Genomic DNA, 24,324 nt, shown 5'->3' with positions numbered 1-24,324 from the left:
TTAGGCGGGAAAGGCCCGAAGGTGTTTCTGTCTTTGCTCCATGATCGCGGGTTTTGGGGGAGAATCTTCTTCATGGACGCCCTGGACCGGAAGATTCTGACCGAGCTGCAACTGGACGGCCGGCTGACGGTGACGGAGCTGGCCGGCCGGGTGGGGCTGAGCGTCTCGCCGTGCCACCGGCGCCTGCGCGACCTGGAGCGCGCGAGGGTGATCAGCGGCTACCGGGCGGTGGTGGACCCGGGCGCCGTGGGCCTCGACTTCGAGGCGCTGGTCTTCGTGACGATGCGCTCGGCGGACCGCGCCACGGTCGCCGCCTTCGAGGAGGCCGTGGCGGCCGTGCCCCATGTGCTCCAGGCCCAGCGGCTGTTCGGCGAGCCCGACTATCTGCTGCGCGTCGCCACCGCCGACCTGCCTGCCTTCCAGCGCCTCTACGACGAGCGGCTCGCCGAGCTGCCGGGCGTGCAGCGGCTGGTCTCGACACTGGTCATGAAGAACGTCGTGCACGACCGGCCGCTGCCTCAGTAGCCGCGGTCGGCCGGCCGCCGGGGGCCGGCCGCCCGCCGGGGTCAGCCCCCCGTACGCCCCGCCCCGCCGCGCCGCTCCCCCGCCCCGGGGGTCATCCCGCGTGCGCGCCGCGCGGCGGGCCCGCGGGTCTGGCGGCCGCGCGGGCGAGCCGGGTGCGCAGCCAGGGGGTCAGGGGGCGTTCCGCGAGCCGGTGGAGCAGCCAGGCGAGCAGCAGCATGGCGAGCACGGTCAGCGGGAGCGTGGCCGCCGCGGGCAGGCCGAGGGTGCGGTGCAGGCCCCCTATGACCACCCAGCCGAGGTGCTCGTGGACCAGGTAGAAGGGGTAGGTGAGGGCGCCGGCCGTGGTGAGCCACCCCCAGTGCGCCCAGCGCAGCCGGTCGAGGGCGACGGCCGCGACCGCGGCGAAGCCGAGCGCGACGATCGCGATGATGACGGTGGTGTGCCGGTAGCCGAAGTGGCTGGCGGGGTGCCAGAGGCCGGCGACGGCGTAGTGCTGGCCGAGCAGGAAGCCGGCGCCCGCGAGGCCCCAGCCGAGCGGGTCGCGGTGGTTCCTGTGCACCAGGTACAGGCCCATGCCGCCCACGAAGAACGGCGCGTACTCCGGCATCAGGACCTGTTCGAGCAGGGCGGAGTCGGCGGCGTCCGCGAGGACGGCGCCCAGGGTCCACAGCGCGCCGAACAGCACGACGCGGCGCCGGGTCACGCCGGGCAGCACCACGCACACCGCGAACAGGGCGTAGAACCGTATCTCCGCCCACAGCGTCCAGTCGACGCCGATGACCCGCTGCCCGCCCGCGGGCATCTGGAGCAGGGTCAGGTTGAGCAGCGCGTCGCTCGCCGAGACCGTCTTGTACACGACGCCGGGCAGCGCGAAGACGACGGTGATCAGGACGACGGCACACCAGTAGGCGGGCATCAGCCGGGCGGCCCTGGAGGCGAAGAACACCGCGAGCGAGCGGCCCCAGCCGCTCATGCAGATCACGAACCCGCTGATCACGAAGAAGATCTGCACCCCGAGCGGCCCGTAGGCGAACCACTGGTGCAGCGAGGGGAACTGGGTCGCGGGCGAGCTGCCCCACGCGGTGCTCACATCGCCGTCGCGGCCCCCGTAGTGGTAGAGCGCCACCATCAGCGCGGCGACCAGCCGCAGCCCGTCGAGGGCGCGCAGCCTGCCCCCGCGCGCCGGGCGCGGCGCGCCGCCCGCGGGTGCCGCGGCGGGCGCGGCCCCGTCGCGCGCCGCCACCGCCGCCGGGGCCGCCGCGCCCGGCCTGGTTCTCGGCTCCACGCCCACCGCGGTGCCGCCCACCGGCCCCGCGCCGTTGTCCGTCCGCACTTCCGGAGCAGTCGCCACCGGATTCCCCCCTCGTCTCGGGTCCCGCGGCGGGCCGCGCGGCCCCCGGCCCTGGGCCGGTGCGGGCCCGGCGCCGCCGCTCTCCCGGCCACCGTAGGGCGGCGTGCCACCGGGGTCGGACGGGGAAGTCCGAGTTGCGCAGTGCCGTCACGACACGTTCATCCGCCCGTTCACCGCCGCTGGGGTGCCGTCCGCGTGGGAGCGGCGCGGGGCGCGCACCGGGGCGCACGCCCGGCCGGGCACGGGCGCCCCCACGGGGCCCCGGCGTGCCCCCGTGCGCCGTTGCCCGGCCGCGGCCGCGACCCGAACCATGGACCCGGCGATCTTCGCCGGGCCCGGCGGGGCGAGGGAGGGAGTCCGCGGTGGACACTGCGGCTGAGCGGTACGGCGACCGGCTGTTCTCACACACCCACGACGACGAGGCCGAGCGCCTCGGGGCGCTCGCGCGGGCGCTCGACCCGGTGACCTTCCGGCGCCTTGAGCGCTTCGGACTGCCGGAGGACGCGCGCTGCCTCGACATCGGCTCGGGCGCGGGCACGGTCGCCGCGTGGCTCGCGCTGCGGTGCCCGAAGGGCGAGGTCGTCGCCACGGACGTGGACACCCGGCACTTCCCGCCGCAGGAGCGGCGGCGCGGCTGGCGCGCCGTCGAGCACGACGTGACCGCCGACTCCTTCCCCGAGGGGTCCTTCGACCTGGTCCACGCGCGCTGGGTCTTCTCGCACCACCGCGACCGGGACGCCGTCCTCGCCCGGGTGGTGCGCTGGCTGGCCCCCGGCGGCCTGCTGTTCATCGAGGACATGGCGGGCTTCCCGCTGGAGTCCTCGCCCCACCCGCTCTACCGCAGGGTGGGGCTCGGCATGTGCGAGACGGTGGAGCGGCGGCTCGGCACGGACTGCGCGTGGGCGCGCACGTTCCCCGCGCCGCTGCGCGGCCTGGGGCTCGTCCAGGTGGGCGCGGAGGCCACGCTGCCCACCGTCGGACCAGGGCCCATGGGCAGGTTCTGGCGGCTGACGGCCGAGCAGATGGCGCAGGACCTGCACGCCGTGCACGGGCTGACCCACGGCGAACTCGCCGCGTTCTCCGCGCTGGTGGAGAGCCCCGACTTCAGCGACCTGTGCCTGGCGGACGTCGCCGCCTGGGGGCGCCGCCCCCTGCACTGACCGGCGGGCGCCGTACGCCTGCGGGCGCCCCGTACGCCGGCGGGCGCCCGCTCGCCCGCCACGGACCGTGCGTCTCAGCCGCGGTTCTCGCCCGCCGCCATCCGCTTGAGCGACCTGACGCGCCGTACCACGCCCCGTACGCGCGCGTTGCGCGGGATGAAGGCCATGCGGGCGGGCAGGCCGCCCGGCAGGTCGAGCACGGTGAGCCTGCGGCGCTTGAAGTACCGCATCGTACGCGCGTCCTGATGGGCCGTCAGGTAGCGCGCGGCGCGCTCCCGCAGGTCCGGGTTGACCTTCGGCTGCATCGCGAAGCCGACCGCGGCGAGCAGTTCCGTCAGCTCCGCCGTGCGGCCGCCGATGCGCTGCGCCTCGACCGCCGCGCGGTCCGTGACGTCGGGCAGCAGCTCGTGGCAGATCGTCACGGGCACGCGGTTGCTGTTCTCGTACGGGGTGAGCCGTTCGAGCAGCAGCTCCGTGCCGACGCGCGCGACGCGCAGCCCGTAGAAGGACGCGGCGGTGAACAGCGCGGTGGAGAAGCAGCCGACGACGAGCCCCGGCCGCAGCCGCTGGTAGAGCACCTCGGCGACGACCGGCGCCTCGACGGTCGTCAGCTCCACGCCCAGCCGCGCCGCCTCCTCTTCGAGGCGCTGGGAAAAACGGGCGGGCGCGGTGGGGTGCGGCTTGAAGACGACGCGGCGGTGGCCGAGCGCGTGCGCGCCCCGCACCATCTTCACGTGCAGGTCCTCCTCCTCGTCCGCCGTGAGGATGGAGAGCGCCGAGAGGTACTGGCCGAGGAGGAGCGCGGGCCGCCGGGCCGCGGCCACCCCGGCGTCCGCGGTGCCGTCGGCCGGGGCGGCCGCGGGGATGCCGGGCAGCTCCGGCGCCTCGGCGCCGATCTCGGCGAGGACCTTCAGGAACACCTCGGTGGGCACGACGACCGGCTCGGAGCCGAACTCCCGCAGCAGCATGGGCCGCAGGCCCGGTACGAGGTCGAGGTGGAGCACCCGGCCGATGCGGGTGCCGATCAGCGGGGTGATCCTGTTGCGGGTGGGGCCGTAGCTCATCAGGCCGTCCGCGTAGAGGTCGATCGGCGCGCCGGTGAAGATGTCGGTGACCGCGAGCGCGGGCACCACCTGGATGGACTCGGCGACGAGGTGCACCGGGTCGTCGCCGAGCTGCCACAGCAGCCGCAGGTGGCGCTCCCACAGGGGCACGTCGTCGGGGCGCGGCGTCCAGGAGCCCGGGTGGAAGGGGTGGATGGCCTCGTTCCAGGAGCGCACCTCGTCGAACCGGTCGCGCAGCCGCTCGAAGCCGGACATCTCGTCGAGGCCCGGCGTGGTCTCGGGGTTGGCCGCGTTGTTCGACACCAGCAGGATGGTGCGGGATGCGGGCTCGAAGCACCCGGCGTCCAGCGCGGCGGCCAGGGTCGCCGCGCCGTAGAGCGTGGACGCGAGGAGGATTCGGGTGGTCATGCGGCAGCCTCCGCGGGGGCCGTGCGGCGCCGCAGCTTGGCGAGTTGGCCGGCGCGCCGGTGGTCGAGAGAGGACAGGGTGTCGTCGAGCACGTCCTGCGGCATCCTGCGCAGGGCCGCCGCGCTCATCGCCTTGAGCTGCCGTGCGACGCCGGGTTCGAACCGCTCGATCTGGCCCAGGTGGTGGGTGATGATCGCGCAGTAGGTCCGTACGGCCTTCGGCATCAGCCGGTCGGCCTCCGGGTCCTGCGCGGTCTCCCGCAGCAGCTGGTCGAAGGCGGCGACGAAGTCGAGCTGGCGGGTGTCGCCGATCTGCGTCAGCGAGGACTGGACGCCGCGCCGGTAGTAGTAGCCCAGGTGGTTGACCGCGGCGCAGGACTCGGCCTCCCGGTGCAGCTTCCAGATCCACGGCCGGTCCTCGGCGGTGTGCAGGCCCTCGGGGAAGGCCATCAGCCCCGCGTCGTACAGGCGGCGGTGGAAGAGGCCGGCCCACGAGTAGGGGTAGTCGACCGAGGTGGAGCGGGTGTCGGGCAGGATCAGGTCGCGGGGCTTGAGCACGGTGCCGCGCGGGCCGATCGGGGCGCGGTAGACGGTGCGGGCGCGTGCCGTGCAGCGGACCTGGTCGGTGCGGATGAAGTCGACGCCGAGCCGCTCGATCTCCGTCACCAGCGCGGGCAGGTAGTCGCGCGCCAGCCAGTCGTCGCCGTCGAGGAACGTCAGATACTCCCCCGTCGCCGCTCTGAGGCCGGTGTTGCGTGCCGTGCCGATGCTGCTGTTCCGCTCGTGTCTGATCTGGCGGACCTCGCAGCGCAGTTGGGGCGCGAAGGCTTCGACCACGTCCGGCGTGCCGTCCGTTGAGCAGTCGTCCACGAAGACGACCTCGTCGTCGGCGCCGAGATTCGCCCGCAGACTGCGCAGGGCTTCGGTGATGAAGGGCCGCACGTTGTAGTACGGCACGATGACGGAGAGCTTGACCACACCGGTGACGCTAGGCGCTGGTCCGGGTCCGTTCCCTACGAGGCGGAGTACGACGGGTGAACGGCGCATGACGGAACTCTTAACCACCTCCTGAAGTGCGCACTTTCCCCATTCGTAGGCGGGCTGTTAACCCTTTGTTGCCATGGAGTTGGGCCGTTGACCGAAGTGGCTTCCTAACGTCCGGGACGTGCCATCACGTACCAGTCACGCGGTCCGGGTCGCCGTGCTCGCCGACTCCGACACCCGGTGGAAGTGGGGCGCGCTGACCGCGCGCCGCATCGCTCCCGCCGGCCGCGAGGTCGAGCTCAGCGGCTTCCTGCTGCGCGGCCGCGCCACGCCCACCGCCCGCCAGCTCGCGGAGGTGGGGGCCGAGGCCGCCGAGGTCCGCGAGATCACGGGCACCGCCTTCCTCGCCGCGCTCGCGGCCGACCCCGAGGCGTACGACCTGGTCGTGCTCGCCCTCGTCGGCGGCGGTGTGCAGGCGATGCTGCACGGCATCGCCGCGCTCGGCCTCGCGCACCGGCCCGTCGTCGTCACCGGCTATGTCGGCGTGGTCTACGAGAAGCTCGCCGACGGGCTGCTGCTGCGGCACGGCGCCGATGTCGTCCTCGCCAACTCCCGCCACGACGCACACCGTTTCCGCGGTGTGTACGAGGGCGTGGGGGCGGACGCCGCGTGCGTCACCGAGGCGGCGCTGCCGTTCCTCGGCGGTGCGCGCTACGCGCCGCAGGAGGGCCGCGACACGGTGGTCTTCGCGGCACAGCCCTCCGTGCCGGTGACCCGCGCCGACCGCGCGTACGTGCTGCGGCGGCTGATCGAGCACGCCAGGCTGCACCCGCGCCGGGAGGTGCTGCTGAAGCTGCGCAGCCGCGTCGGCGAGCAGACGACGCACGTCGAGGAGTTCCCCTACCAGCGGCTCGCTGAGCGCACGCCCGGCGGTCTGCCGTCCAACCTCCGCCTGGTGCACGGGAACATGGGCGAGGTCCTGGACCGGGCGGACCTGCTGGTCACGGTCTCCTCGACCGCCGCGCTCGAAGCGCTGCACCGGCGCATCCCGACGGCGATCCTCACCGACCTCGGCATCCGCGAGCCCCTCGGCAACCACCACTTCATCGGCTCCGGCTGCCTCGCCTCCTTCGACCAGCTCGACGGCGGCCTCAAGCCGCGCGCCGACGCCGTGTGGGCCGACCGGCAGGGCGTCGCCGCCGGGGGCGCCTCCTCCGGCGAAGGCTCGTACGCCGCCGCCTTCGACCAGGCGCGCGACCGTGTCGCGAAGCTGCTCGACGGACCAGGACTCCCGCCCATCTCCCCCTACTACACCCGCACCACGGCCCCCGGCTACCTGCCGCAGCTGCTCGCGAGGCACCGCCTCGACCCGGACGGCAGGCCGCTGCCCGCCGGCGCCACCGCACGCGACGCGTCCGGCATGCGCCGGGCCGTGCGGCAGGCCGTGCGCGGCGCGGCACGCGGCGCGTACCGCCACGGCGTGCAGCGCGTCGCGCCCGTCATCCGCCGGATGGGCGAGCTGTGAACCGGCCCGTGCACCAAGGAGCACCCATGAACGTCCTCGCCGTGATCCCCGCCCGCGGCGGGTCCAAGGGCGTGCCGGCGAAGAACCTCGCCCAGGTCGGCGGCGTGCCGCTGGTGGTGCGCGCCGTACGGGCCTGCCGCGCCGCCCGCGAGGTCACCGACGTGGTCGTCTCCACGGACGACGCGGCCATCGCCGAGGCGGCGCGCGCCGCAGGCGCCGGGGTCGTGCTGCGGCCCGCGGCGATCGCCGGGGACACGGCGACCAGCGAGGCGGCCGTGCTGCACGCGATGGACGCCTTCGAGGCGGAGCGCGGCACGACCGTCGACGTGGTGCTGCTCGTCCAGTGCACCAGCCCGTTCATCACCGCGCAGGACATGGACGGCGTCGCGGGCGCGATCACGGCGGGCGGCGCCGACACCGCGCTGACCGTCGCGCCGTCGCACGGCTTCCTCTGGCGCGAGAGCGGGCCCGAGGGCGCCGAGGACGGCTTCGGCGTCAACCACGACAAGTCCAACAGGCCGCGCCGCCAGGACCGGCCCGCCGAGTACCTGGAGACGGGCGCCGCGTACGCGATGCGCGCCGACGGCTTCCGGGCCGCCGGGCACCGCTTCTTCGGCCGCACGAAGCTGGTCGCCACGGACGCGGCGCGCGTCCTGGAGATCGACGACCCGCACGACCTGGACCGGGCGCGGGCGCTCGCGCCGCTGCTCGACCCCGCGGTGCTGCCGGCGCACGGCGACGTCGACGCGGTCGTCCTCGACTTCGACGGCACGCAGACCGACGACCGCGTGTACATCGACTCCGAGGGCCGCGAGATGGTCTCCGTGCACCGCGGCGACGGCCTCGGCGTCGCCGCGCTGCGCAAAGCCGGGCTCGCACTGCTGGTGCTCTCCACCGAGCAGAACCCGGTCGTCGCGGCCCGCGCGAAAAAGCTCAAGGTGCCGGTGCTGCACGGCATCGAGCGCAAGGACCTCGCACTGAAGCAGTGGTGCGACGAGCACGGGGTCACGCCTGAGCGCGTGCTCTACGTCGGCAACGACGTGAACGACCTCCCGTGCTTCGGCCTCGTCGGCTGGCCCGTGGCCGTCGCGAGCGCCCACGACGCCGTACGCGCTGCCGCGCGCGCCGTCACGACCACGCCGGGCGGCGAAGGAGCGATCCGCGAGATCGCCGGCTGGCTGCTGGGACCGGGGCTGCACGTCCCCACCCCCCACCTCACCCCGATCGATCCGAGCACCCCGATCACCCCGAGCACCCCGATCAACACCGACAGTTAAGGACAGTCCCATGAGCACCGACGCCTCTTCCCGCCTGCGCACGCTGGGTTCGCGCACGGCAGGACCCGGTCGTCCCGTCTATGTCACGGGTGAGATCGGCATCAACCACAACGGTGAGCTCGACAACGCGATCGCGCTGATCGACGTCGCCGCCGAGGCCGGCTGCGACGCGGTCAAGTTCCAGAAGCGCACCCCGGAGATCTGCACCCCGCGCGACCAGTGGGACATCGAGCGCGACACCCCCTGGGGCCGGATGAAGTACATCGACTACCGCCACCGCGTGGAGTTCGGCGAGGACGAGTACCGCGCCATCGACGAGCACTGCAAGGAGAAGGGCATCGCCTGGTTCGCGTCCCCGTGGGACACCGAGGCGGTCGCGTTCCTCGAGAAGTTCGACTCGATCCCCGCGCACAAGGTCGCGTCCGCCTCGCTCACCGACGACGAGCTGCTGCGCACGCTGCGCGCCACCGGCCGTACGGTCATCCTGTCGACGGGCATGTCGACGCCGAAGCAGATCCGCCACGCCGTGGAGGTGCTCGGCAGCGAGAACATCCTGCTGTGCCACGCCACGTCGACGTACCCGGCGAAGGCGGAGGAGCTGAACCTGCGGGTCATCAACACCCTCCAGGGCGAGTACCCGAACGTGCCGATCGGCTACAGCGGCCACGAGACGGGCCTCCAGACGACGCTGGCCGCCGTCGCGCTCGGTGCCGTGTTCGTGGAGCGTCACATCACTCTCGACCGCGCGATGTGGGGCTCCGACCAGGCGGCGTCCGTCGAGCCGCAGGGCCTCCAGCGCCTGGTGCGCGACATCCGCACCATCGAGGCGTCCCTCGGTGACGGCGTGAAGAAGGTCTACGAGTCCGAGCTCGGCCCGATGAAGAAGCTCCGCCGCGTGCCGGGCGTCGTCGCCGAGGCCGAAGCGACGCGGGCCTGACGGCGCGGGCCGTGCCGAGTACGAGCGGGGAACGAGCCCCGCGCCGCCGCGACCTCCGCGACCAGCGGGCCATCGCGTTCGTGGAGAGCCCGGTCCAGCTGCTGAACGTACTGGAGTGGGCGGGCACGGGGGCGAGGGCCGACGACCTGACCGTCGTGGTCCTCTCCCCCACCGACCCGATGTCGCGTGGCCAGCTGCGCCGGATGGCGGAGCTCGCCCGCGACCAGGGCTGCACGGTGCGCTGGCAGGAGGCGCGGGGCGGCGCGGGGGCCCCGCTCAGGACGGTGCGCCAGCTGGCGCCGCTGCTGCACAGGGCGGGCCGGATCGTGATCGGCGACCCGTTCTCCCGCTATGTGCAGCTGCTGCTGACGATGGCGGGCGGCAAGCGGCTGACCGTCGTGGACGACGGCACGGCGACGATGGAGTTCATCGGCCAGCTCGCGCGCGGCGAGCGCCTGGTGCGGTGGCACCGGCGCGGCGGCGCGCGCGGGCCGCGTGAACTCGTCCTCGCCCCCGTCACCGCGGCGGCCCGCCGCCGCCTCACCCCCACGGCCGCAAGGTCGGTGGAGGTGTTCACGTCCATGCCGGTGCGGGAGGCGCCCGCCGGCATAGACGTGACGGAGAACAGCTTCGCGTGGACCCGGGCCACCTTCGGGCCGCCGAAGCTCCTCGACGGCGCCGACCTGGTCGGCACGTCACTGGTGGAGACGGGCGTCGTGGACGAGGCCCGCTACACCGAGGCCGTGCAGGCGCTGGCGCGCGAGCACCGCGCCATCCGCTACTTCGCGCACCGCCGCGAGCACGTCGACAAGCTGCACGCGCTGCACGCGGCGACCGGCCTCGAGATCGTCCGCCCCGACCTGCCCCTGGAACTCATCGCCCGCAGGGGCCCCACGAGCCGCACGATCCTCAGCTTCCCCTCGACGGTCGTCCACACCCTGCCCCTGGCCCTCGCCGGCACCGGCGTCAAGGTCGCGGTCTGCGACATCGCCCCCGAGTGGCTCAGGGCCGGCGCGTCCCCCCGCGCCCAGGGCTTCCTCACCGGCGTCACCGACGCGGCCAAGGACGTCCACCGCCTGGCCAGCCCGGCCTGACGGCCCCGCCCGGCCCCGAAGGGCCCCGCGAGGCACGTCAGTGCGTGGCGTGGTCGAGGGTGGTGAGGATCGCGGGCCGGGGGAAGGCGACGACCGGGACTTCGGGGATGCCGAGGGCCTCGGCGAGCTGGGTCAGGGCCTGGTTGTCGGCGATGCCGAGTGCGAGCTTGGCGAGGGTGTTGGCGGTGGCCGGGGCGACGACGTAGCAGTCCGCGTCCGGGTGCGGGCGTGGCTCGCCCGGCAGCCGCGGCGTGTCGCGCACGGGCAGGCCGGTCAGCCGTTCGAGCAGGGCCGCCTCGCCGTTGGCGCGCAGCCGGCGTCCCGCGGTGGGCGTGAGGGTCACGGCGACCCGCCGGCCGCGGGCGAGGGCCGGCTCCACGAGCCCCGTCCGCAGCGCCTCGACCCCGTCGGCCCCCGTGCCCACGACCCCGAGGACCCCGCGCTGCCGCGCACTCACCGCGCCGGCGCTTCCCGGCTCAGAAGACGTCCGCGGGGACATACGTGCCCCAGACCTCGCGGAGGGCGTCGCAGACCTCGCCGACCGTGGCGCGGGCCGCGAGCGCCTTCTTCATCGGGTAGAGGACGTTGTCCTCGCCCTTGGCGGCCTGCTGGAGCTCGGCGAGCGCCGCCCCCACGGCGCCCTGGTCGCGCTCCGCGCGCAGCGCCGCGAGGCGGGCCGCCTGCCGGGCCTCGATCGCGGGGTCGACGCGCAGCGGCTCGTACGGCTCCTCCTCGTCGAGCTGGTAGCGGTTGACGCCGACGACGACGCGCTCGCCGCTGTCGGTCTCCTGCGCGATCGTGTAGGCGCTGCGCTCGATCTCGTTCTTCTGGAAGCCGCGTTCGATGGCGTCGACCGCGCCGCCGAGGTCCTCGACCCGCTCCATGAGCAGGGCCGCCGCAGCCTCCACCTCGTCGGTGAGCTTCTCCACGACGTAACTCCCCGCGAACGGGTCGACGGTGGCGGTCACGTCCGTCTCGTACGCCAGTACCTGCTGCGTGCGCAGCGCGAGGCGCGCGGACTTGTCCGTGGGCAGGGCGATCGCCTCGTCGAAGGAGTTGGTGTGCAGCGACTGGGTGCCGCCGAGCACCGCGGCGAGGCCCTGCACCGCGACCCGTACGAGGTTCACCTCGGGCTGCTGGGCGGTGAGTTGGACGCCCGCGGTCTGCGTATGGAAGCGCAGCATCAGCGACTTGGGGTTCTTCGCGCCGAACTCCTCACGCATCACGCGGGCCCAGATCCTGCGCGCGGCACGGAACTTGGCGACCTCTTCGAGGATCGTCGTGCGGGCCACGAAGAAGAACGAGAGGCGCGGCGCGAAGTCGTCCACGTCCATGCCGGCCGCGACGGCGGTGCGCACGTACTCGATGCCGTCGGCGAGCGTGAACGCGATCTCCTGCGCGGGCGAGGCGCCCGCCTCCGCCATGTGGTAGCCGGAGATGGAGATGGTGTTCCAGCGCGGGATCTCGGCCCTGCAGTACTTGAAGATGTCGGCGATCAGCCGCAGCGACGGCTTCGGCGGGAAGATGTACGTGCCGCGCGCGATGTACTCCTTCAGCACGTCGTTCTGGATCGTGCCGGTGAGCTGACCTGGCGCCACGCCCTGCTCCTCGGCGACCAGTTGGTACATGAGCAGCAGCAGCGCGGCGGGCGCGTTGATCGTCATCGACGTGGAGACCTTGTCCAGCGGGATCCCGCCGAACAGCACCCGCATGTCGTCGATCGAGTCGATCGCGACGCCGACCTTGCCGACCTCGCCCGCCGCGATCGCCGCGTCGCTGTCGTGGCCCATCTGTGTGGGCAGGTCGAAGGCGACGGACAGGCCCATCGTGCCGTTGGCGATGAGCTGCTTGTAGCGGGCGTTGGACTCGGTGGCCGTGCCGAACCCGGCGTACTGCCGCATCGTCCACGGCCTGCCGGTGTACATGCTCGGGTAGACACCGCGGGTGTACGGGTACGCGCCGGGCTCGCCCAGCTTCTCCGCCGGGTCCCAGCCGGCCAGGTCGCCCGGGCCGTAGACGGGCTGCACGGGGAATCCGCTCTCGGTCACTCGTCCGCTGCCGGGCTCGCGCGCCATGGTCCGTGCCTTCCTCGGAAACTCGCGTGGACCTCGGTGTCCACCTGTCGCCCACCTGGTATCGCCCACCTGGGTGCCGGACGACTGTAGTGGGGCGGCCGCGGCGGGTGGAGGGCCACACGCTGGGAGGTTGCTCACAGCGTCCACAGCGCCGTCGGCGCGCGTCTGCGGGAGCGGCTGCCCGGCGGGGCGGCCCGCCCTGCGGCGGCGGCTCGTCCGGCGGGGCCGGGTAAGGGGCGCGGACGGGACCGGGGGAACGTGCCCCGTCCGCGCCTGTGCGCTGAGCCGAAGGTACGGGGGGAACCCCGGCTCGTTGCGCGGCCGATGACCAGTCGGCTCACTTTCTACTGCGCCGTAGCACGGAAAAACGTCACACCCTGCGGGGCCGGGGGTGAAACCGCAGGTCGCGGGCGCCTCGGGTCGGCGGGGGCGCGCGTCCGGGGCCGTATCCGGGCCGCCGTCCCGGGCTGCGGCTCCGTCGCTGCCCCTGGCCGGCGCTCGGTCGCCGTTCCGGCTCGGTCGCCGTTCCTGGCCGCGGCTCAGTCGCCGTTCCTGGCCGCCGCGGGTACGGCGGAGGGCCGTGCGCCGCGTGGCGGCGCGGGCTTCGTTCCTGCGGGAGGTGTGGGGGCTGTGGGGGCTGCGGAGTTCGTGGGGCCCGCAGGAGCGCCCGGGCCGGCCGGGGCGCTCGGGCTCGACGAGGTGCCCGGGTCCGACGGGGGCGGTGGGGCCGCGGGCGCCGACGGCGGGGGGCCTGACGGGGCCGACGAGGCCGGCGGCTCGGGCGAGGGGGTCGCGCTGCCGGGGCCCGCGGAGGCGCTGGAGCCGCCGGGCGGCGGGGAGTCGGGGCTGCCGCTGCCGCCGGGGTCGTACACGCCGAAGCCGCCGCCGCGGCTCGGCGAAGGATCGCCCGCGCTCGCCGCCGAGCCGCCGCTGTCGCGGTTGCGGCCGTCGAGGAGGCGGTCGCAGAAGGACGCGGCGGCGCCCGCGCCCCGCGCGGCGCGGAACAGCTGCGCCTTGCTGCGGGCGTCGAGGGTGCCGTTCCTGAGGCGCTCGCAGGCGCCGAAGGCCGCCGCGTACCAGGCGGACGGGGTGCCGCCTGCCTGCGGGGTCGACCAGATCCCGGCCGCGGGCGCCCGGGAGGTCGGGGTGCCGATGACGGCGGCCTGGGCGCCGCCGAGCGCGAGCAGCTGTCTGCCCACGGTCTGCCAGGGGCCGAGCCCGGCGCTCTCCGCGCCCCCCGGCAGGGCGCCGGGCGAGAGGCCGGGGACGGGTTCGGCGCCGCCGCCCGCGTGCCCGGTGGCGGAGGGGAGCGGTTCACCGGTCACGGCGGCGGGCGAGCGCGGCAGTTGGTCGCTGCCTGCGGGTGCGGGCACCACGAGCACGCCGGAGCCCACGGCGAGGGCCGCGCTGCCGACGAAGCACCCGACGAGCAGCGCGGCGAACCCCACCCGCGGCCGCGCGCCACGGACCTGGGCGCCGTCGCGCGCCAGGTCCCGTGACCCGCCCGAGCCCGAGCCCGCGGGCGCGGACCGGCCGCCGCGGCCCCGCGGCCTGCCGCCCGGGCCGCACGCCGCCGGGGCGTGCCGCACGGTGCCCGTTCCCCTGCGGGGCCCTGCGCCCCGCGCACCGGGCATGTCGGTGTCGCGTGCGGCCACGCCGCCTGCGGCCGGGGCGCCCTCCGCGGCGGGCAGTCCCGTACGGCCTGGCGCCCGGGCGCCGCGGGCCGTGTCGCCGCCCCGCGCGCGGGAGCCGCGTACGCCGATGTCGCCGAAGGCAGGCCCCGCGCCCTCGGCTCCGGAGGACGTGAGGTCCCCCGGAACCGTGTCGTGCGGCGGGCGGCGCGTGGTGTTCCGGAACGCCGCGAGGGCGGCCGCCTCGCCGCGGGTCTCGCCGGGTGCGGCGGCGGCGCGGGCCGGGGCGCCTGAGCTGTTTGCTGGTGCGACGCGGGCGAGGGCACGCAGGGCCGAGACGGCGCGCGCCGCGGCGGCCGCGTGTGCGCCGGTGGTCCCGACGAGGTCACCGCGCAGGAGTCTCTCCGCCGTGTCCTGGTCGAGCCACGGGTCACGCTCGTCGCCCATCACATGTCCTTCTGCGTCCGCAGGCGCGAATGCGTCACACCCACGGGTTCCGACACCCCCGGCACCGGGGTGCGCTGCACCGGCACGCCGCCCAGCGGCCCGTAGCGGCCGGTCAGGCCGAGCGGGTCCTCCGGTTCCGCGGCCGTGCCGGGGCCGCGGCCCGCACGCCCCGCGGCCTCGAAGGACCCCGCGTCCATCAGCTCGGCGAGCCGTTTCAGGCCGCGGTGCGCGGCCGTGCGGACGGCACCCGGCCGCTTGCCGAGGGTCTCCGCCGCCGTCTTCGCGTCGAGCCCGACCACGACGCGCAGCACCACGGCCTCCGCCTGGTCCTGCGGCAGTTGGGCGATGAACGCGAGGGTGCGGCCGGTGGACAGGGCCTCCATGGCCTCGTCCGCGGTGTCCGAGTCGGCGGCCCACCCGGTCAGTTCGCTGTCGTCGCCGCCCACGGCGGGCCGCCTGCCGCGCATCCGGATGTGGTCGAGTGCGCGGTTGCGGGCTATCCGGGCGGCCCAGCCCCTGAAGCGGTCGGCGTCGCCCTCGAAGGAGCCGAGGTCACGGGCGATCTGGAGCCACCCCTCCGAGGTGACGTCCTCGGCGTCGAAGTCGCCGACGAGTGTCCTGACATAGCCGAGCAGCCGAGGGTGCACGGCCCGGTAGACGGTACGGAAGGCGTCCTCGTCCCCGTCACGAGCCGCGTGCACTGCGGCGGTCAACTCCGCGTCATCCCCCAGCACAACCCACAACCCGTCCTGATCCGCAGCTGGTCATTGCCGCGCCACCCCACGCGATTTGCACGCTACGGCCTTTTCGTGCCCCGCGTCCATGACTCGTACAAGCCGCAACAATTTACTGCGCCCAGGTGTGACAGAAACGGCACGGGCGGCGCTGTCTTGAATGACGGGGTCGCAACGCGGCACCGCACGGCGACGGCCGGGGTCTCTCCTGTGGGGGGTGGCGGCCCCGGCCGTCGCTTCGGTTTCAGGGATCTGGCCTGCGGCGATACACAGGCTCCGTGACCAGCGTGGCCAGCACGTGACCAACCGGCCGGCCGCCTGGCCCCATCCGGGTGGCTCGATATCCTCGATCAGGGTCGTCACACCGATCTCCTCGTACGGCGTGGCCTCGTGCCGGCGTGCCGCGGAGGGTGACGGCGGTGCCGTACCGCGAACCCGAGCCGGCCGGCAGGCCGGCAACGGCCAGGGCGACCGAGACCCCCTGTATGCAGATCCACGTCGTGGGTTTCACACGTCTGGTAGCCCTGTCGGTACAGTCAGTCGCCCCCGATGACTGACTGTGCGCCCGCCCAGGCTCAGCGATCCTCAGCAGGAGCGTTGGCCGGCCGGGTCAACTGCCGTAGAGAGCGGGCAGATCGACCAGAAGGAGGTCGTCACGACGATTGGCCAGGTCGACCAGGTCGGGGTAGAAGCCGTGCAGGGAGTACAGGGCCAGAGTGGTGGCCGCGGTGTCGTGCCCCTGCTCTGCGAGCAGGCCGCGGATGCGTTCCAGTCGTTCCAGGTCGCCGGTCCCGCGGCGAGCGGTGGTCGCCTTGGCTTCGCCCAGCAGCGCGATCCTCGCTCGGGGTGCCTGCGGGCGCTCGCCCGCTGCCAACGCGATCACATCGATCTCATGCCTGGTCCGGGCGGCCTGGTCGGCAACCTCGGTGGTGCCGACCGGCCCGGGAAGCCCACCGGGAAGCACGGTGTGCGCGTAGCGTCGAGTGAAATCTCGGGCCAAATCCTCGAAGTGCGGCCCGAGGATTTTGGAGTTGAAGGTCGGGGCGGCCTGCTGCCAGACCTGCTCGGCGAAGCCTTGTTCCACGGCGGCGGCCTGGGGAAGGGTGATGAGCTGGTTGAAGCGGATGACGGGGTCGGCAAGGGTGATCACGGGGTGTTTGGAGCGGAGGATGTCCTGTTCCCGGCGGATGTAGCCGGTGGACTCCAGCACGCCCAGGGGGTGAGCGACGGCATTGCGCGGCCGCTCCAGGGCGGCACCGATCTTGCTGGGCGTGGTGGCGCCGTTCGCGATCGCGGTGAGGATGTCGTAGTACAGGGTGTGCTGCGTGATCCTTGGGTCCTCGCGCAGCAGATACTCGGTCTCGGTACGCGAATACACCGCTCGACCCGGATCGAGGAGTGTTCGGGTGAGCCACATGCCGAAGCCGTCGTCCGGATGCGGACGGCCGGCCACCGGTCGGTAGCCGGGTGCCCCCCCGAGGACCGCGTGCACCTTCAGCGCGGTCAGCGGATCGGCGATCTGCCAGAAGTCCCGGCTGTCACGGTAGTCGAAGGGGCCCAGTCGCAGATCGATCACGGCGCGTCCCCGCAGCGGCTTGGTTCCCGAGAGCAGTTCGTGCATGACGCTCATCGCCGAGCCGCACAGGATCAGCCGCGGCCCCGGCCCGGCACCGCGCCGGGCGCCGCGCTGGCGTTCGTCGTAGAGCTGCTGAAGCAGTCCCGGGATCTCGGGCGAGTGCTGGAGGAGATAGGGCAACTCGTCGATCACCAGGAGCGGATGTTCCGAGCGTGACGTCACATCAAGTGCATTGGACAACACGTCACGCCAGTCGGTCAGGCGCAGACTGCCCGGCCTCAGAGCGGCATGCGCGGCAACCGCGTCACTGAATCGCTGGATCGCGGGCAGCCGCCCTTCTTCCCGGACCGCCGTGACGTAAAGACCGCCGACCTGCTCGGACAGAGCTTGCAGAAGGTACGACTTCCCGTGCCGCCGCCGCCCCGACACAATGCCGAGCCGCATCGCCGGGTCCGCATCATGGAGGAACTCCGCGAGCAGACCCCACTCCCGGTCCCGGTCGACCACATCGTCCGGCTTGGCCGGCAGCCCCTTCTCCACTCACCCTCCGCAGCTCAAGTACGACACTTCCCGTCTAAGTCTACTTCGACGAAAGGCGTCGTACTGGGAATCATCCTGGTGATCAGGCTGCGGACCCGAGAATGCCTGGTGCTGCAGGCAGAACCGTCGGACCAGGGGTGGCGGTCCCGGTCGTCGTCGTCCCTTGCCCGACCGGGTCCCTGCGGGAGCTCGTGGGTGCGTGGGCCGGTCCGGGCCCCGGTGGCGGCCCGCCCGGCCACGTCTCACGTGTCGGTGTTCATGGCGACGAAGGACGCCAGCAGGGGGATGTCGAGGCCCGCGCCGTTCATCTGGTCGGACGTGTCCGCGTAGGCGTTGAGGATGGCGATCGTCGTCGCGAGGGAGCCGTTGTCGCGGCGCCTGAGCATCGGTCGGAGCCACCGCTCGACCTGGGTGTCGAGCGCCCCCTCCTCGTCGGGCACGACCGCGTGGACGACGCCGAGCCGCTGCGCCTCGTCCGCGGGGACGACCCGCGAGGTCAGGACGAGTTCGGTGGCGGCGGAGTGGCCGATGACCGTGATGAGACGGCCGAGTATGCCGCCCCAGGCGGGCGGCACGCCGAGGCCGGCCTCAGGGAGCCGGAAGGTCGCCGTCCGTGTGGCGACGCGCAGATTGCACAGCAGCGGCACGACGAAGCCCGCGCCCACCGCCTTGCCGTGCACCTTGGCGATCTTCACCTTGTCGCTCTGCGCGAGGACGCTGCACATCCGCCGGGCCTTCCTGCCCAGCGTCCACATGTCGTCGCCGCCGCCGGACGCGTTCAGCCCCTCGAACTCCGACCGCTGGCCGCCGAGGCCGAAGTTCTCGCCCGCGCCCGACAGCACCATCGCCCTCACGCTGCGGTCGTCCTGCATCGACCCGAACACATCGGTGAGCTCCTCGATCATCGCGAGCGAGAAGGCGTTCCCGGTCTCCGGGCTGTCGAGTGTGACCTCAAGCACGTCCCCGTTGTGCGTGCGCTCGACTCCGACCAGCTCGTACGTGCTCACTCCGCTCCTCGTTTCCTGCTCGGCCTGACGGTCTCATGACGTGTGGGTGGCGGTCACCCGCAGGGAGGTCATGCGCCGCAGCACCACACGCGGGGCCCAGACGGCGGAGTGCTGGAACCCGGTGGCACGCACCCTGCCTGCCAGTGCGGAGAGTACGGCCCTCGCTTCGAGCCGGGCGAGGGAGGCCCCCAGACAGTGGTGGATCCCGCGGCCGAAGGAGAGCAGGTTCGTCTTGCGGGCCGGGTCGAACCTCTCGGGGTCCGGGTGCTCCGTCTCGTCGTGGTGCGCGGCCCCGATCATCAGCTGGACCATCTCGCCCTGTCTGACGGGCACTCCGCCCAACTCGACGTCGCCCGGCGCGATCCTGCTGATCATGTGGATGGGCGGATCGAAACGCAATGCCTCCTCCACCGTGCCCGGTATGGCATCCGGGTGTGCGCGCAGGAGCTCGAAGTGCTCCGGGTGCTCCAGGAGGAGCCGCATCACGCTGGAGAGGAGGTGCGTCGTCGTCTCCATGGAGGCCAGGAGGACGAAGAAGGCCAGCGCGTGCACGGTGGCGTTGCTCGCGTCCGGGTCGCCCCCGGTCCGGTCCCAGGTGGCCAGCCAGTGGGAGACCGGGTCGGCGCCGGGGTTCTCGCGCCGGTCGAGGACGAGGCGCCAGAAGTAGTCGCGCAGCTCACGGGTCGCGGTGTCGGCGTCGGCGAGCTGGCTCGGCGTCGGGAAGAGTTCCTGGGTGCTCGACTGGATGTGGGTGAGCTCGCGCAGCCGGCCGAAGTCCCCCGGATCGAGTTCGAGCCAGGCGCCGACCGTCCTGATGGGAAGCTCGTCGCTGACCATGGACACGTAGTCGGCCGTGCCCCGGTGCGCCGCGTCGAGGAACGCGTCGACCAGCTCCGTGGCGGTCCGCTCGATGGAGGCGGTCATGCCCTGGAGGGTGGAGCGGTTGAACATGGGCGCGACCGACCGCCTGACGGCGGTGTGCCGGGGCGGGTCAAGCATGGGCAGCATGCGCCCCATGTCGGTCGAGGAGTCGGATCTCCACCGCTGATTCGGCCGGCCCGCGCGCCAGTCGGCGGTGGGGACGCCCCAGGAGGAGTCGGCCAGGATCTGGGAGCACAGGCGAAAGGAGGTGACCAGCACGCCACCCCAGGGCGCGGGTATCGCGTCACCCCCTGTGCGGAGGTCCGCATAGAGGGGCAGCGGGTCTGCTTGTCCTTCGGCCTTCCTGAGACGGGAGAAGAGTCTGGTGACTGTGCGGCGTTCCAGCTGCGGTGTAGCCACGGAGCGGCGCCCCCTTCTTGACGGCCAACGCGCTCCGTGTCTACCCGCAACTCAGGGTGAAGCATTCACCTAAACTTGTCCGTCATGCGTGACATGGGTCACTTCCCTTGCAACCAGTCGGCCAGCGCGCCCCACAGGCCCTTGCGGCGCTGGGGCTGCGCGGGTGCCCGCGGGGGCTCGGCGGGGCGGCCGACGAGCGGAGTGCTCTGCGGGAGCGGGCTACTTGAGGGCGCCGCCGCGGCGGGCCTCGCGTCGACGGGCGGGACCGGGGTGAACCGGGTCGGCAGCTCGGCCAGGGCGCGCTGGAAGGCGCCGGGCCGCCAGTAGAGGCCCGAGGCGGGCACCGCGAGCTCGATGTCCGGCAGGCGCTTGAGGAGGCGCTCGATGCCCGCCTCGTAGATGACGTGCGCCCAGTCCTTGGCCGGGCAGGCGTGCGGTCCCGCCCCCCACGCCAGGTGGGCACGCTTGGCGGAGGACTGCGCCTCGGCCAGGGCGGGGTCCGCGTTGGCCGCGGCGAAGCTGATCATCACCGGCGCGTTCGCCTTGAGCCGCGAGCCCTCCACGTCCACGTCGGTGACGGGGTAGTGGATGGCGTAGTTCGCGATCGGCGGATCGTTCCACAGGACGGCGTTGACGGCCTCGTCCACCCGGACGGACCGGTCGTCGAGCAGCCGGCACAAGGCGCTCGACATGAGGTTCTGGATGGGCTCGGTGCCGCCGCCGACGAGGAGGACGAGCTGCTGCACCATCTCCGCGTCGGTGAGGCCGTTCGGGTGCCCGATCAGCCAGGAGACGAGGTCGTCACCGGGAGAGCGCCGCTTGAGGGCGACCAGGTCCATGAGCGCGCCCACCAGCATGTTGTTGGCGTTGTGCGCGTCCCGCCCGTCGAACAGGTCGGAGATCCCGGTGATCAGCCGGTCGCCGACCTCCTGAGGGCAGTCGAAGAGGTACGCGAAGACGAGGAGCGGCAGCTTCCGCGCGTATTCGGGTATCAGGTCGACCTTGCCGTCCTGGCAGAAGCGGTTGATCAGGTACTCGCCGATCTGGTCGACGCGCTTGCGCAGGGCGTACGTGTCGATCTGGTTCAGGCTGTCGGTGAGCGCCTGACGGAGCCTCACATGCTCCTGTCCGTCCGCGAACATGGCGTTCTGCCGCTTCAGGATCAGCTGGAGGACGGGAGAGTCGTGGGGGATGCCGCCGCTGTGGTACGCCTCCCAGCGGTCGGAGTCGCGGACGAACCTCCGGGGGTCCTGGAGCACGCTGCGCGCGGCCTTGTAGCCGGTGACGAGCGTGACCGGCACCCCGGGGGCCACCTCGACGGCGGCCGCGGCACCCATGGACCGCAGGTGGCTGTAGATCTGGTGCGGGTCGGCCGCGAACTCCGGCCCCCACAGCGGGACCGGGCCGGACGCCGCGTGCGCCGGGCACCCCGGCGGCGGGGTCTGGCCTTCTGCCTCAAAGCCCATCACTGACTCCTCACATCAAGGTCGAGCAGGTACTTCACGAGGTCGATCAGGGCGCCTGAGGCCGATCCCTCGTCGCGCGGGTCGCACGGCACGATGGGCGTGTCCGACGTCAGGTCGAGCGCCTGCCTGACCTCTTCCGGGTCGTAGCGCTGCCCGCCGTCGAAGTGGTTGACTCCCACGCCGTAGGGCAGCCCGGAGTCCTCGACGAGGTTGAGCACGGGGAACGACTCGCTGAGGCGGGTCGGGTCGACGAGCACCAGGGCGCCGAGGGCCCCCTGGCTGATGTCCCTGAACAGGCTCACGAACCGGTCCTGGCCCGGCGTACCGAACAGGTAGAGGACCAACTGGTCGCTGACCGTGATGCGCCCGAAGTCCATGGCCACCGTCGTGGTGACCTTTCCCGGGGTGCCCGCCAGGTTGTCCACGGACACGGACGCCTCGGTCATGACCTCTTCGGTCCGCAGCGGACGGATCTCCGACAAGGTGCCGACGAACGTCGTCTTGCCCACAGCGAAGTGCCCCACGACCAGGATCTTGACCGTCTGCTGAACCGAGTCGGGCAGATAACTGGGCTCAGCCACGCGCGAATTTTCTTTCAAGTCCATCGAGTACATCCTGGAGGAGTTGCCGATCCGGACGCTGCGCTTTCGCTATGGGAGCTCTGGTGAGCAGATGACCCGACTCGGCCAGGTCGGCCAGCAGCAACTTCACTACCGCCACCGGGAGTTGCGTGTGTGCGACGACCTCGGCCACGGACAGCAGGCCGCCGGAGCAGATGTCGAGCAGCCGGCTCTTCTCCCGGGCCAGGGGCAGCTTCCCCCTGGCACCCCGGGTCGTCATGACGAGCAGGGTCAGATCGAACTCGTTGTCCGACGGCAGCGGTCGCCCGCCGGTCAGGACGTAGGGCCGCACGAGGGGCGGCGTCAGGGCATCGGCCTCAGCGGGCTCCACCGAGGAGGTCTCCGTCTGGTCCGAACCCTCCGAGTCCACACCGTCGGAGGGGCTCATGACGGCAGACCCACGTCCTCGCGGGGGGCCGCGGACAGGTACGAGTTGATGCTCTGCACCAACTGCTGCACCTTGAACGTCAGCCTCTCCAGGTCGACGTCGCGGCCGGTCTGCACGCCGAGGTACGCGCCCTCGCCGGCCGCGACGAGCAGGACGTACCCGTCCGTCGTCTCGACGACCGTCTGAAGCCACGCCGCCGCCTCGTTGGCCGCCGTCCCCACGCTCCGGCTGAGGGCCTGGAGGCCCGTCGCGCCCGCGGCGAACCGGTCGGCGTCGTCGCGGTCGACGTTCTCCGTCTTGCCCATGAGCAGGCCGTCCGCGGAGAAGACGCAGGCGAAGTCCGTGTGCTGGACGTCCAGGAGGGGTTGCAGCACCCAGGATTCGATTCGCTTGTTCACCGGTCCTCCTGCCTTTCGCCAATGGGGGTGGCACGCCCTGCCGCTGTCCCGCGCTGCAGCCCGCCCAGGTTCCGCGCGGCGGCGGGGTTGGGGAGCACGGGCGTCTCCTGCGCCTCGGTGGCGGCAGCGGCCGCCGCCGGCTCTCTGCGCCGCCGGCGCGGCAGGTTGTTCTTGGTGAACCCGATGACGTTGTCCTCGGGGAGCTCCGCCGCGGGAGGGGTTTCCCGGTCGGGGGAGTCGTGGGATGAGGGCACCGTCGTCTCCTCCGGGAGTTCCGTGGCAGGCCGCTTGGGAACCTCGGTCAGGATGGTGCGCTGCAGCAGCAGCACCGCCTCGACACCGCCGTAGGGCGAGCTCTTGAGGGAGACGGAGAAGCCGCTCTGCCGTGAGGCGAGGGCACCGATCAGCCGGAAGCCGATCTGCGGCGGGTTGCCGAGGTCGGTGATGTCGTGGGAGCGCGACAGCAGACTCGTCGCGTTCTGCCGCTGCTCCTCCGTCATACCGAGGCCCTGGTCGTAGACGCTGACGCAGATGCCGTTGGGGACGTCCCGGATCTCGATCTCGACCGGGGTGGTCGGGGCCGAGTACTCGGCGGCGTTCTCGAGGAGTTCCGCGATCGCCAGCGCGACCGGCTCCACCGCGGGCGCGACGACGGCCACGTCCGTGCACGTCATGCGGATCTCGACCCGCTCGAAGTGCTTGATGCGGCCGGCGGCGCTCTGCGCGACGTCGTAGATGGAGGCCGGCTCGCTGCGGCCGCGCAGCGTGCCGCCGGAGAGGACTTCGAGGGCCTGGGCGAGGCGTCCGAAGCGGGCGTTCTCGTGGTCGACGTCGAGCCAGGCGCGCAGATGGTCGCCCTCATGACCGAATTTGGTCTGGTACGTCGCGATCGAATGGGCCTGCTCGTCGGAGGCGCCCTGCAGGGTGCGGACCAGCGAGACGACGGTGCGCCGCAGGGTGTCGGCCGCACGGTCACGTGCGTCCTGCGCGCCTTCCTCCATCCGCGCTTCGTGCTCTCTGACGAACTCTTCCTGGGTGCGTTCCAGCTGCTGGTGTCTGGCCGCCAGGGCCTCGTACTCGCCGGCGCGTGAGCGCAGTTCGTCCTGGGCCTGCCGCAGGCGGCGCTGCAGGTTGCGCGAACGCCACGCGAAGAAGATCACGACCAGGATCGCCACGACGACGACGGCCAGCAATGCCGGAAGGGGTATGTTTGCGCTCATAAGACTCTCTGGTCGGGCACCGATTGGGGCATCGCCGGAGGGGCCGGGCGACCGCCCTCTACAGCGGCGGGTCACCATCGATCGTTCTACGGCCCCCCAACCGACTCACAAGCGGTGGCGATCGTAGCAGCAAGCTCAGCAGCCACTGACGTGCCATCACGTATCTCCCACATGGCGGCCGATGGGTGTGGTAAAGCAACACGGCTTCTGCTCGCGGGCGTGGGGGACATGCGCCGTGGACACCCGTTCGACCCGCGGCCGGAGCTCTGCGGCCCCGGCCGCCCGGCCCCGGCCGACACGCGCCGCACCCGCCGCGGGCAGGCCCGTGGCGGGTGCGGTCCGATGCGGCCTCAGGACTCCGGCGGGGTGGTGGGGCGGGCGGGGGACGGGGAGCCGCCGGCCGTCGCGGACGCGCTGGGCGCGGGGGTCACGGCCGAGCCCGCCGAGCCGTCGACCCGGTCGGCGAGCGCCGTGAAGGCGCTCCAGCTCAGGGTCGGCCTGCCGGGCACCCACAGCCGCTGGGCCAGCGCGTTGAGCGGCATCCTGATGCCCGCCGCGACCTGCGCCGTCGTCTGCGCGTCCGGCACGTCGCCCCAGACCGCGAAGCGCGCGCCGCG

General features: G+C 72.9%; 21 protein-coding genes and 1 pseudogene. 6 read left to right on the top strand and 16 right to left on the bottom strand.

The window, feature by feature from the left end; all coding sequences use genetic code 11:
- The first annotated feature begins 72 nt into the window (after window positions 1–72).
- Window positions 73–525 carry an Lrp/AsnC family transcriptional regulator gene (locus AB0910_RS27500; protein ID WP_366747355.1) on the top strand — a complete coding sequence of 151 codons (453 nt, stop codon included), beginning with the start codon at window positions 73–75 and terminating at the stop codon, window positions 523–525.
- A gap of 91 nt (window positions 526–616) precedes the next feature.
- Here the strand turns inward: AB0910_RS27500 and AB0910_RS27495 are convergent, their stop codons facing one another.
- Complete coding sequence (locus AB0910_RS27495; protein ID WP_366747354.1) at window positions 617–1,876, bottom strand: acyltransferase; 1,260 nt, start codon at window positions 1,874–1,876, stop codon at window positions 617–619.
- A 362-nt stretch (window positions 1,877–2,238) separates the two neighbouring features.
- Between AB0910_RS27495 and AB0910_RS27490 the strand changes: the two genes are divergently transcribed.
- Entirely contained in the window at window positions 2,239–3,036 is a 798-nt protein-coding gene (locus tag AB0910_RS27490) for a class I SAM-dependent methyltransferase (protein ID WP_366747353.1), read from the top strand.
- Window positions 3,037–3,110: 74 nt separating this feature from the next.
- On the opposite strand, the gene AB0910_RS27485 is transcribed toward AB0910_RS27490, so the two are convergent.
- Window positions 3,111–4,508 carry a polysialyltransferase family glycosyltransferase gene (locus tag AB0910_RS27485; RefSeq protein WP_366747352.1) on the bottom strand — a complete coding sequence of 466 codons (1,398 nt, stop codon included), beginning with the start codon at window positions 4,506–4,508 and terminating at the stop codon, window positions 3,111–3,113.
- Window positions 4,505–5,485 (bottom strand): glycosyltransferase family 2 protein, encoded by a 981-nt coding sequence (locus tag AB0910_RS27480; RefSeq protein ID WP_366747351.1) that lies wholly within the window; start codon window positions 5,483–5,485, stop codon window positions 4,505–4,507. The genes AB0910_RS27485 and AB0910_RS27480 overlap by 4 nt, the downstream gene beginning before the upstream one ends.
- A gap of 187 nt (window positions 5,486–5,672) precedes the next feature.
- Here AB0910_RS27480 and AB0910_RS27475 point away from each other — a divergent pair, with 187 nt between their 5' ends.
- The 4 genes from AB0910_RS27475 to AB0910_RS27460 are packed head-to-tail and all read left to right on the top strand — an operon-like array spanning window position 5,673 to window position 10,324.
- Window positions 5,673–7,016, top strand: a complete 1,344-nt coding sequence (locus AB0910_RS27475) for a DUF6716 putative glycosyltransferase (RefSeq protein ID WP_366747350.1) — start codon at window positions 5,673–5,675, stop codon at window positions 7,014–7,016.
- Between the two features lie 26 nt (window positions 7,017–7,042).
- A complete protein-coding gene (locus AB0910_RS27470; RefSeq protein WP_366747349.1) occupies window positions 7,043–8,293 on the top strand; it encodes an acylneuraminate cytidylyltransferase in 1,251 nt (416 codons plus the stop codon).
- A 10-nt stretch (window positions 8,294–8,303) separates the two neighbouring features.
- Complete coding sequence (locus tag AB0910_RS27465) at window positions 8,304–9,230, top strand: N-acetylneuraminate synthase family protein (RefSeq protein ID WP_366747348.1); 927 nt, start codon at window positions 8,304–8,306, stop codon at window positions 9,228–9,230.
- Window positions 9,231–9,241: 11 nt separating this feature from the next.
- Window positions 9,242–10,324, top strand: a complete 1,083-nt coding sequence (locus AB0910_RS27460) for a hypothetical protein (protein ID WP_366747347.1) — start codon at window positions 9,242–9,244, stop codon at window positions 10,322–10,324.
- Between the two features lie 37 nt (window positions 10,325–10,361).
- Here the strand turns inward: AB0910_RS27460 and AB0910_RS27455 are convergent, their stop codons facing one another.
- From AB0910_RS27455 to AB0910_RS27395, 13 genes and pseudogenes are all read right to left on the bottom strand, one after another.
- A complete protein-coding gene (locus AB0910_RS27455) occupies window positions 10,362–10,781 on the bottom strand; it encodes a flavoprotein (protein ID WP_366747346.1) in 420 nt (139 codons plus the stop codon).
- Window positions 10,782–10,800: 19 nt separating this feature from the next.
- Complete coding sequence (locus AB0910_RS27450; protein WP_366747345.1) at window positions 10,801–12,399, bottom strand: methylmalonyl-CoA mutase family protein; 1,599 nt, start codon at window positions 12,397–12,399, stop codon at window positions 10,801–10,803.
- Window positions 12,400–12,938: 539 nt separating this feature from the next.
- Complete coding sequence (locus tag AB0910_RS27445) at window positions 12,939–14,477, bottom strand: hypothetical protein (protein ID WP_366747344.1); 1,539 nt, start codon at window positions 14,475–14,477, stop codon at window positions 12,939–12,941.
- Window positions 14,477–15,211 (bottom strand): RNA polymerase sigma factor, encoded by a 735-nt coding sequence (locus AB0910_RS27440; protein WP_366747343.1) that lies wholly within the window; start codon window positions 15,209–15,211, stop codon window positions 14,477–14,479. The genes AB0910_RS27445 and AB0910_RS27440 overlap by 1 nt, the downstream gene beginning before the upstream one ends.
- 610 nt (window positions 15,212–15,821) lie before the next feature.
- The gene (locus AB0910_RS27435) at window positions 15,822–17,327 is read right to left on the bottom strand and encodes an ATP-binding protein (protein ID WP_366747342.1); all 1,506 of its coding nucleotides are present in this window, start codon (window positions 17,325–17,327) and stop codon (window positions 15,822–15,824) included.
- 242 nt (window positions 17,328–17,569) lie between these two features.
- The gene (locus tag AB0910_RS27430; RefSeq protein ID WP_366747341.1) at window positions 17,570–18,334 is read right to left on the bottom strand and encodes an enoyl-CoA hydratase/isomerase family protein; all 765 of its coding nucleotides are present in this window, start codon (window positions 18,332–18,334) and stop codon (window positions 17,570–17,572) included.
- 33 nt (window positions 18,335–18,367) lie between these two features.
- Window positions 18,368–19,615, bottom strand: a complete 1,248-nt coding sequence (locus AB0910_RS27425; RefSeq protein WP_366747340.1) for a cytochrome P450 — start codon at window positions 19,613–19,615, stop codon at window positions 18,368–18,370.
- A 98-nt stretch (window positions 19,616–19,713) separates the two neighbouring features.
- On the bottom strand, window positions 19,714–21,081 hold the full coding sequence (locus AB0910_RS27420; protein WP_366747339.1) for a cytochrome P450: 1,368 nt from the start codon (window positions 21,079–21,081) through the stop codon (window positions 19,714–19,716).
- Entirely contained in the window at window positions 21,081–21,686 is a 606-nt protein-coding gene (locus tag AB0910_RS27415) for an ATP/GTP-binding protein (RefSeq protein WP_366747338.1), read from the bottom strand. Before AB0910_RS27415 ends, AB0910_RS27420 begins: the two co-directional genes overlap by 1 nt.
- A complete protein-coding gene (locus tag AB0910_RS27410; RefSeq protein WP_366747337.1) occupies window positions 21,655–22,089 on the bottom strand; it encodes a DUF742 domain-containing protein in 435 nt (144 codons plus the stop codon). Before AB0910_RS27410 ends, AB0910_RS27415 begins: the two co-directional genes overlap by 32 nt.
- The gene (locus AB0910_RS27405) at window positions 22,086–22,487 is read right to left on the bottom strand and encodes a roadblock/LC7 domain-containing protein (protein ID WP_366747336.1); all 402 of its coding nucleotides are present in this window, start codon (window positions 22,485–22,487) and stop codon (window positions 22,086–22,088) included. The genes AB0910_RS27410 and AB0910_RS27405 overlap by 4 nt, the downstream gene beginning before the upstream one ends.
- Complete coding sequence (locus AB0910_RS27400; RefSeq protein WP_366747335.1) at window positions 22,484–23,707, bottom strand: ATP-binding protein; 1,224 nt, start codon at window positions 23,705–23,707, stop codon at window positions 22,484–22,486. Before AB0910_RS27400 ends, AB0910_RS27405 begins: the two co-directional genes overlap by 4 nt.
- Window positions 23,708–24,057: 350 nt before the next feature.
- Window positions 24,058–24,324: pseudogene (locus AB0910_RS27395) on the bottom strand (hypothetical protein); the annotation flags it as partial.

This window comes from Streptomyces sp. NPDC047002, from assembly GCF_040704505.1.
In the GTDB taxonomy this organism is placed as follows: domain Bacteria; phylum Actinomycetota; class Actinomycetes; order Streptomycetales; family Streptomycetaceae; genus Streptomyces.
This window is presented reverse-complemented; position numbering and strand designations above follow the sequence as displayed.

What these genes read in the sequence shown, in the direction of transcription:
- AB0910_RS27465 (WP_366747348.1), top strand. Translation starts at nt 8,304, where the DNA reads ATGAGCACCGACGCCTCTTCCCGCCTGCGCACGCTGGGTTCGCGCACG.
- AB0910_RS27400 (WP_366747335.1), bottom strand. Translation starts at nt 23,707, where the DNA reads ATGAGCGCAAACATACCCCTTCCGGCATTGCTGGCCGTCGTCGTCGTG.
- AB0910_RS27470 (WP_366747349.1), top strand. Translation starts at nt 7,043, where the DNA reads ATGAACGTCCTCGCCGTGATCCCCGCCCGCGGCGGGTCCAAGGGCGTG.
- AB0910_RS27500 (WP_366747355.1), top strand. Translation starts at nt 73, where the DNA reads ATGGACGCCCTGGACCGGAAGATTCTGACCGAGCTGCAACTGGACGGC.
- AB0910_RS27420 (WP_366747339.1), bottom strand. Translation starts at nt 21,081, where the DNA reads ATGGGCTTTGAGGCAGAAGGCCAGACCCCGCCGCCGGGGTGCCCGGCG.
- AB0910_RS27410 (WP_366747337.1), bottom strand. Translation starts at nt 22,089, where the DNA reads ATGAGCCCCTCCGACGGTGTGGACTCGGAGGGTTCGGACCAGACGGAG.
- AB0910_RS27485 (WP_366747352.1), bottom strand. Translation starts at nt 4,508, where the DNA reads ATGACCACCCGAATCCTCCTCGCGTCCACGCTCTACGGCGCGGCGACC.
- AB0910_RS27445 (WP_366747344.1), bottom strand. Translation starts at nt 14,477, where the DNA reads ATGGGCGACGAGCGTGACCCGTGGCTCGACCAGGACACGGCGGAGAGA.
- AB0910_RS27415 (WP_366747338.1), bottom strand. Translation starts at nt 21,686, where the DNA reads ATGGACTTGAAAGAAAATTCGCGCGTGGCTGAGCCCAGTTATCTGCCC.
- AB0910_RS27450 (WP_366747345.1), bottom strand. Translation starts at nt 12,399, where the DNA reads ATGGCGCGCGAGCCCGGCAGCGGACGAGTGACCGAGAGCGGATTCCCC.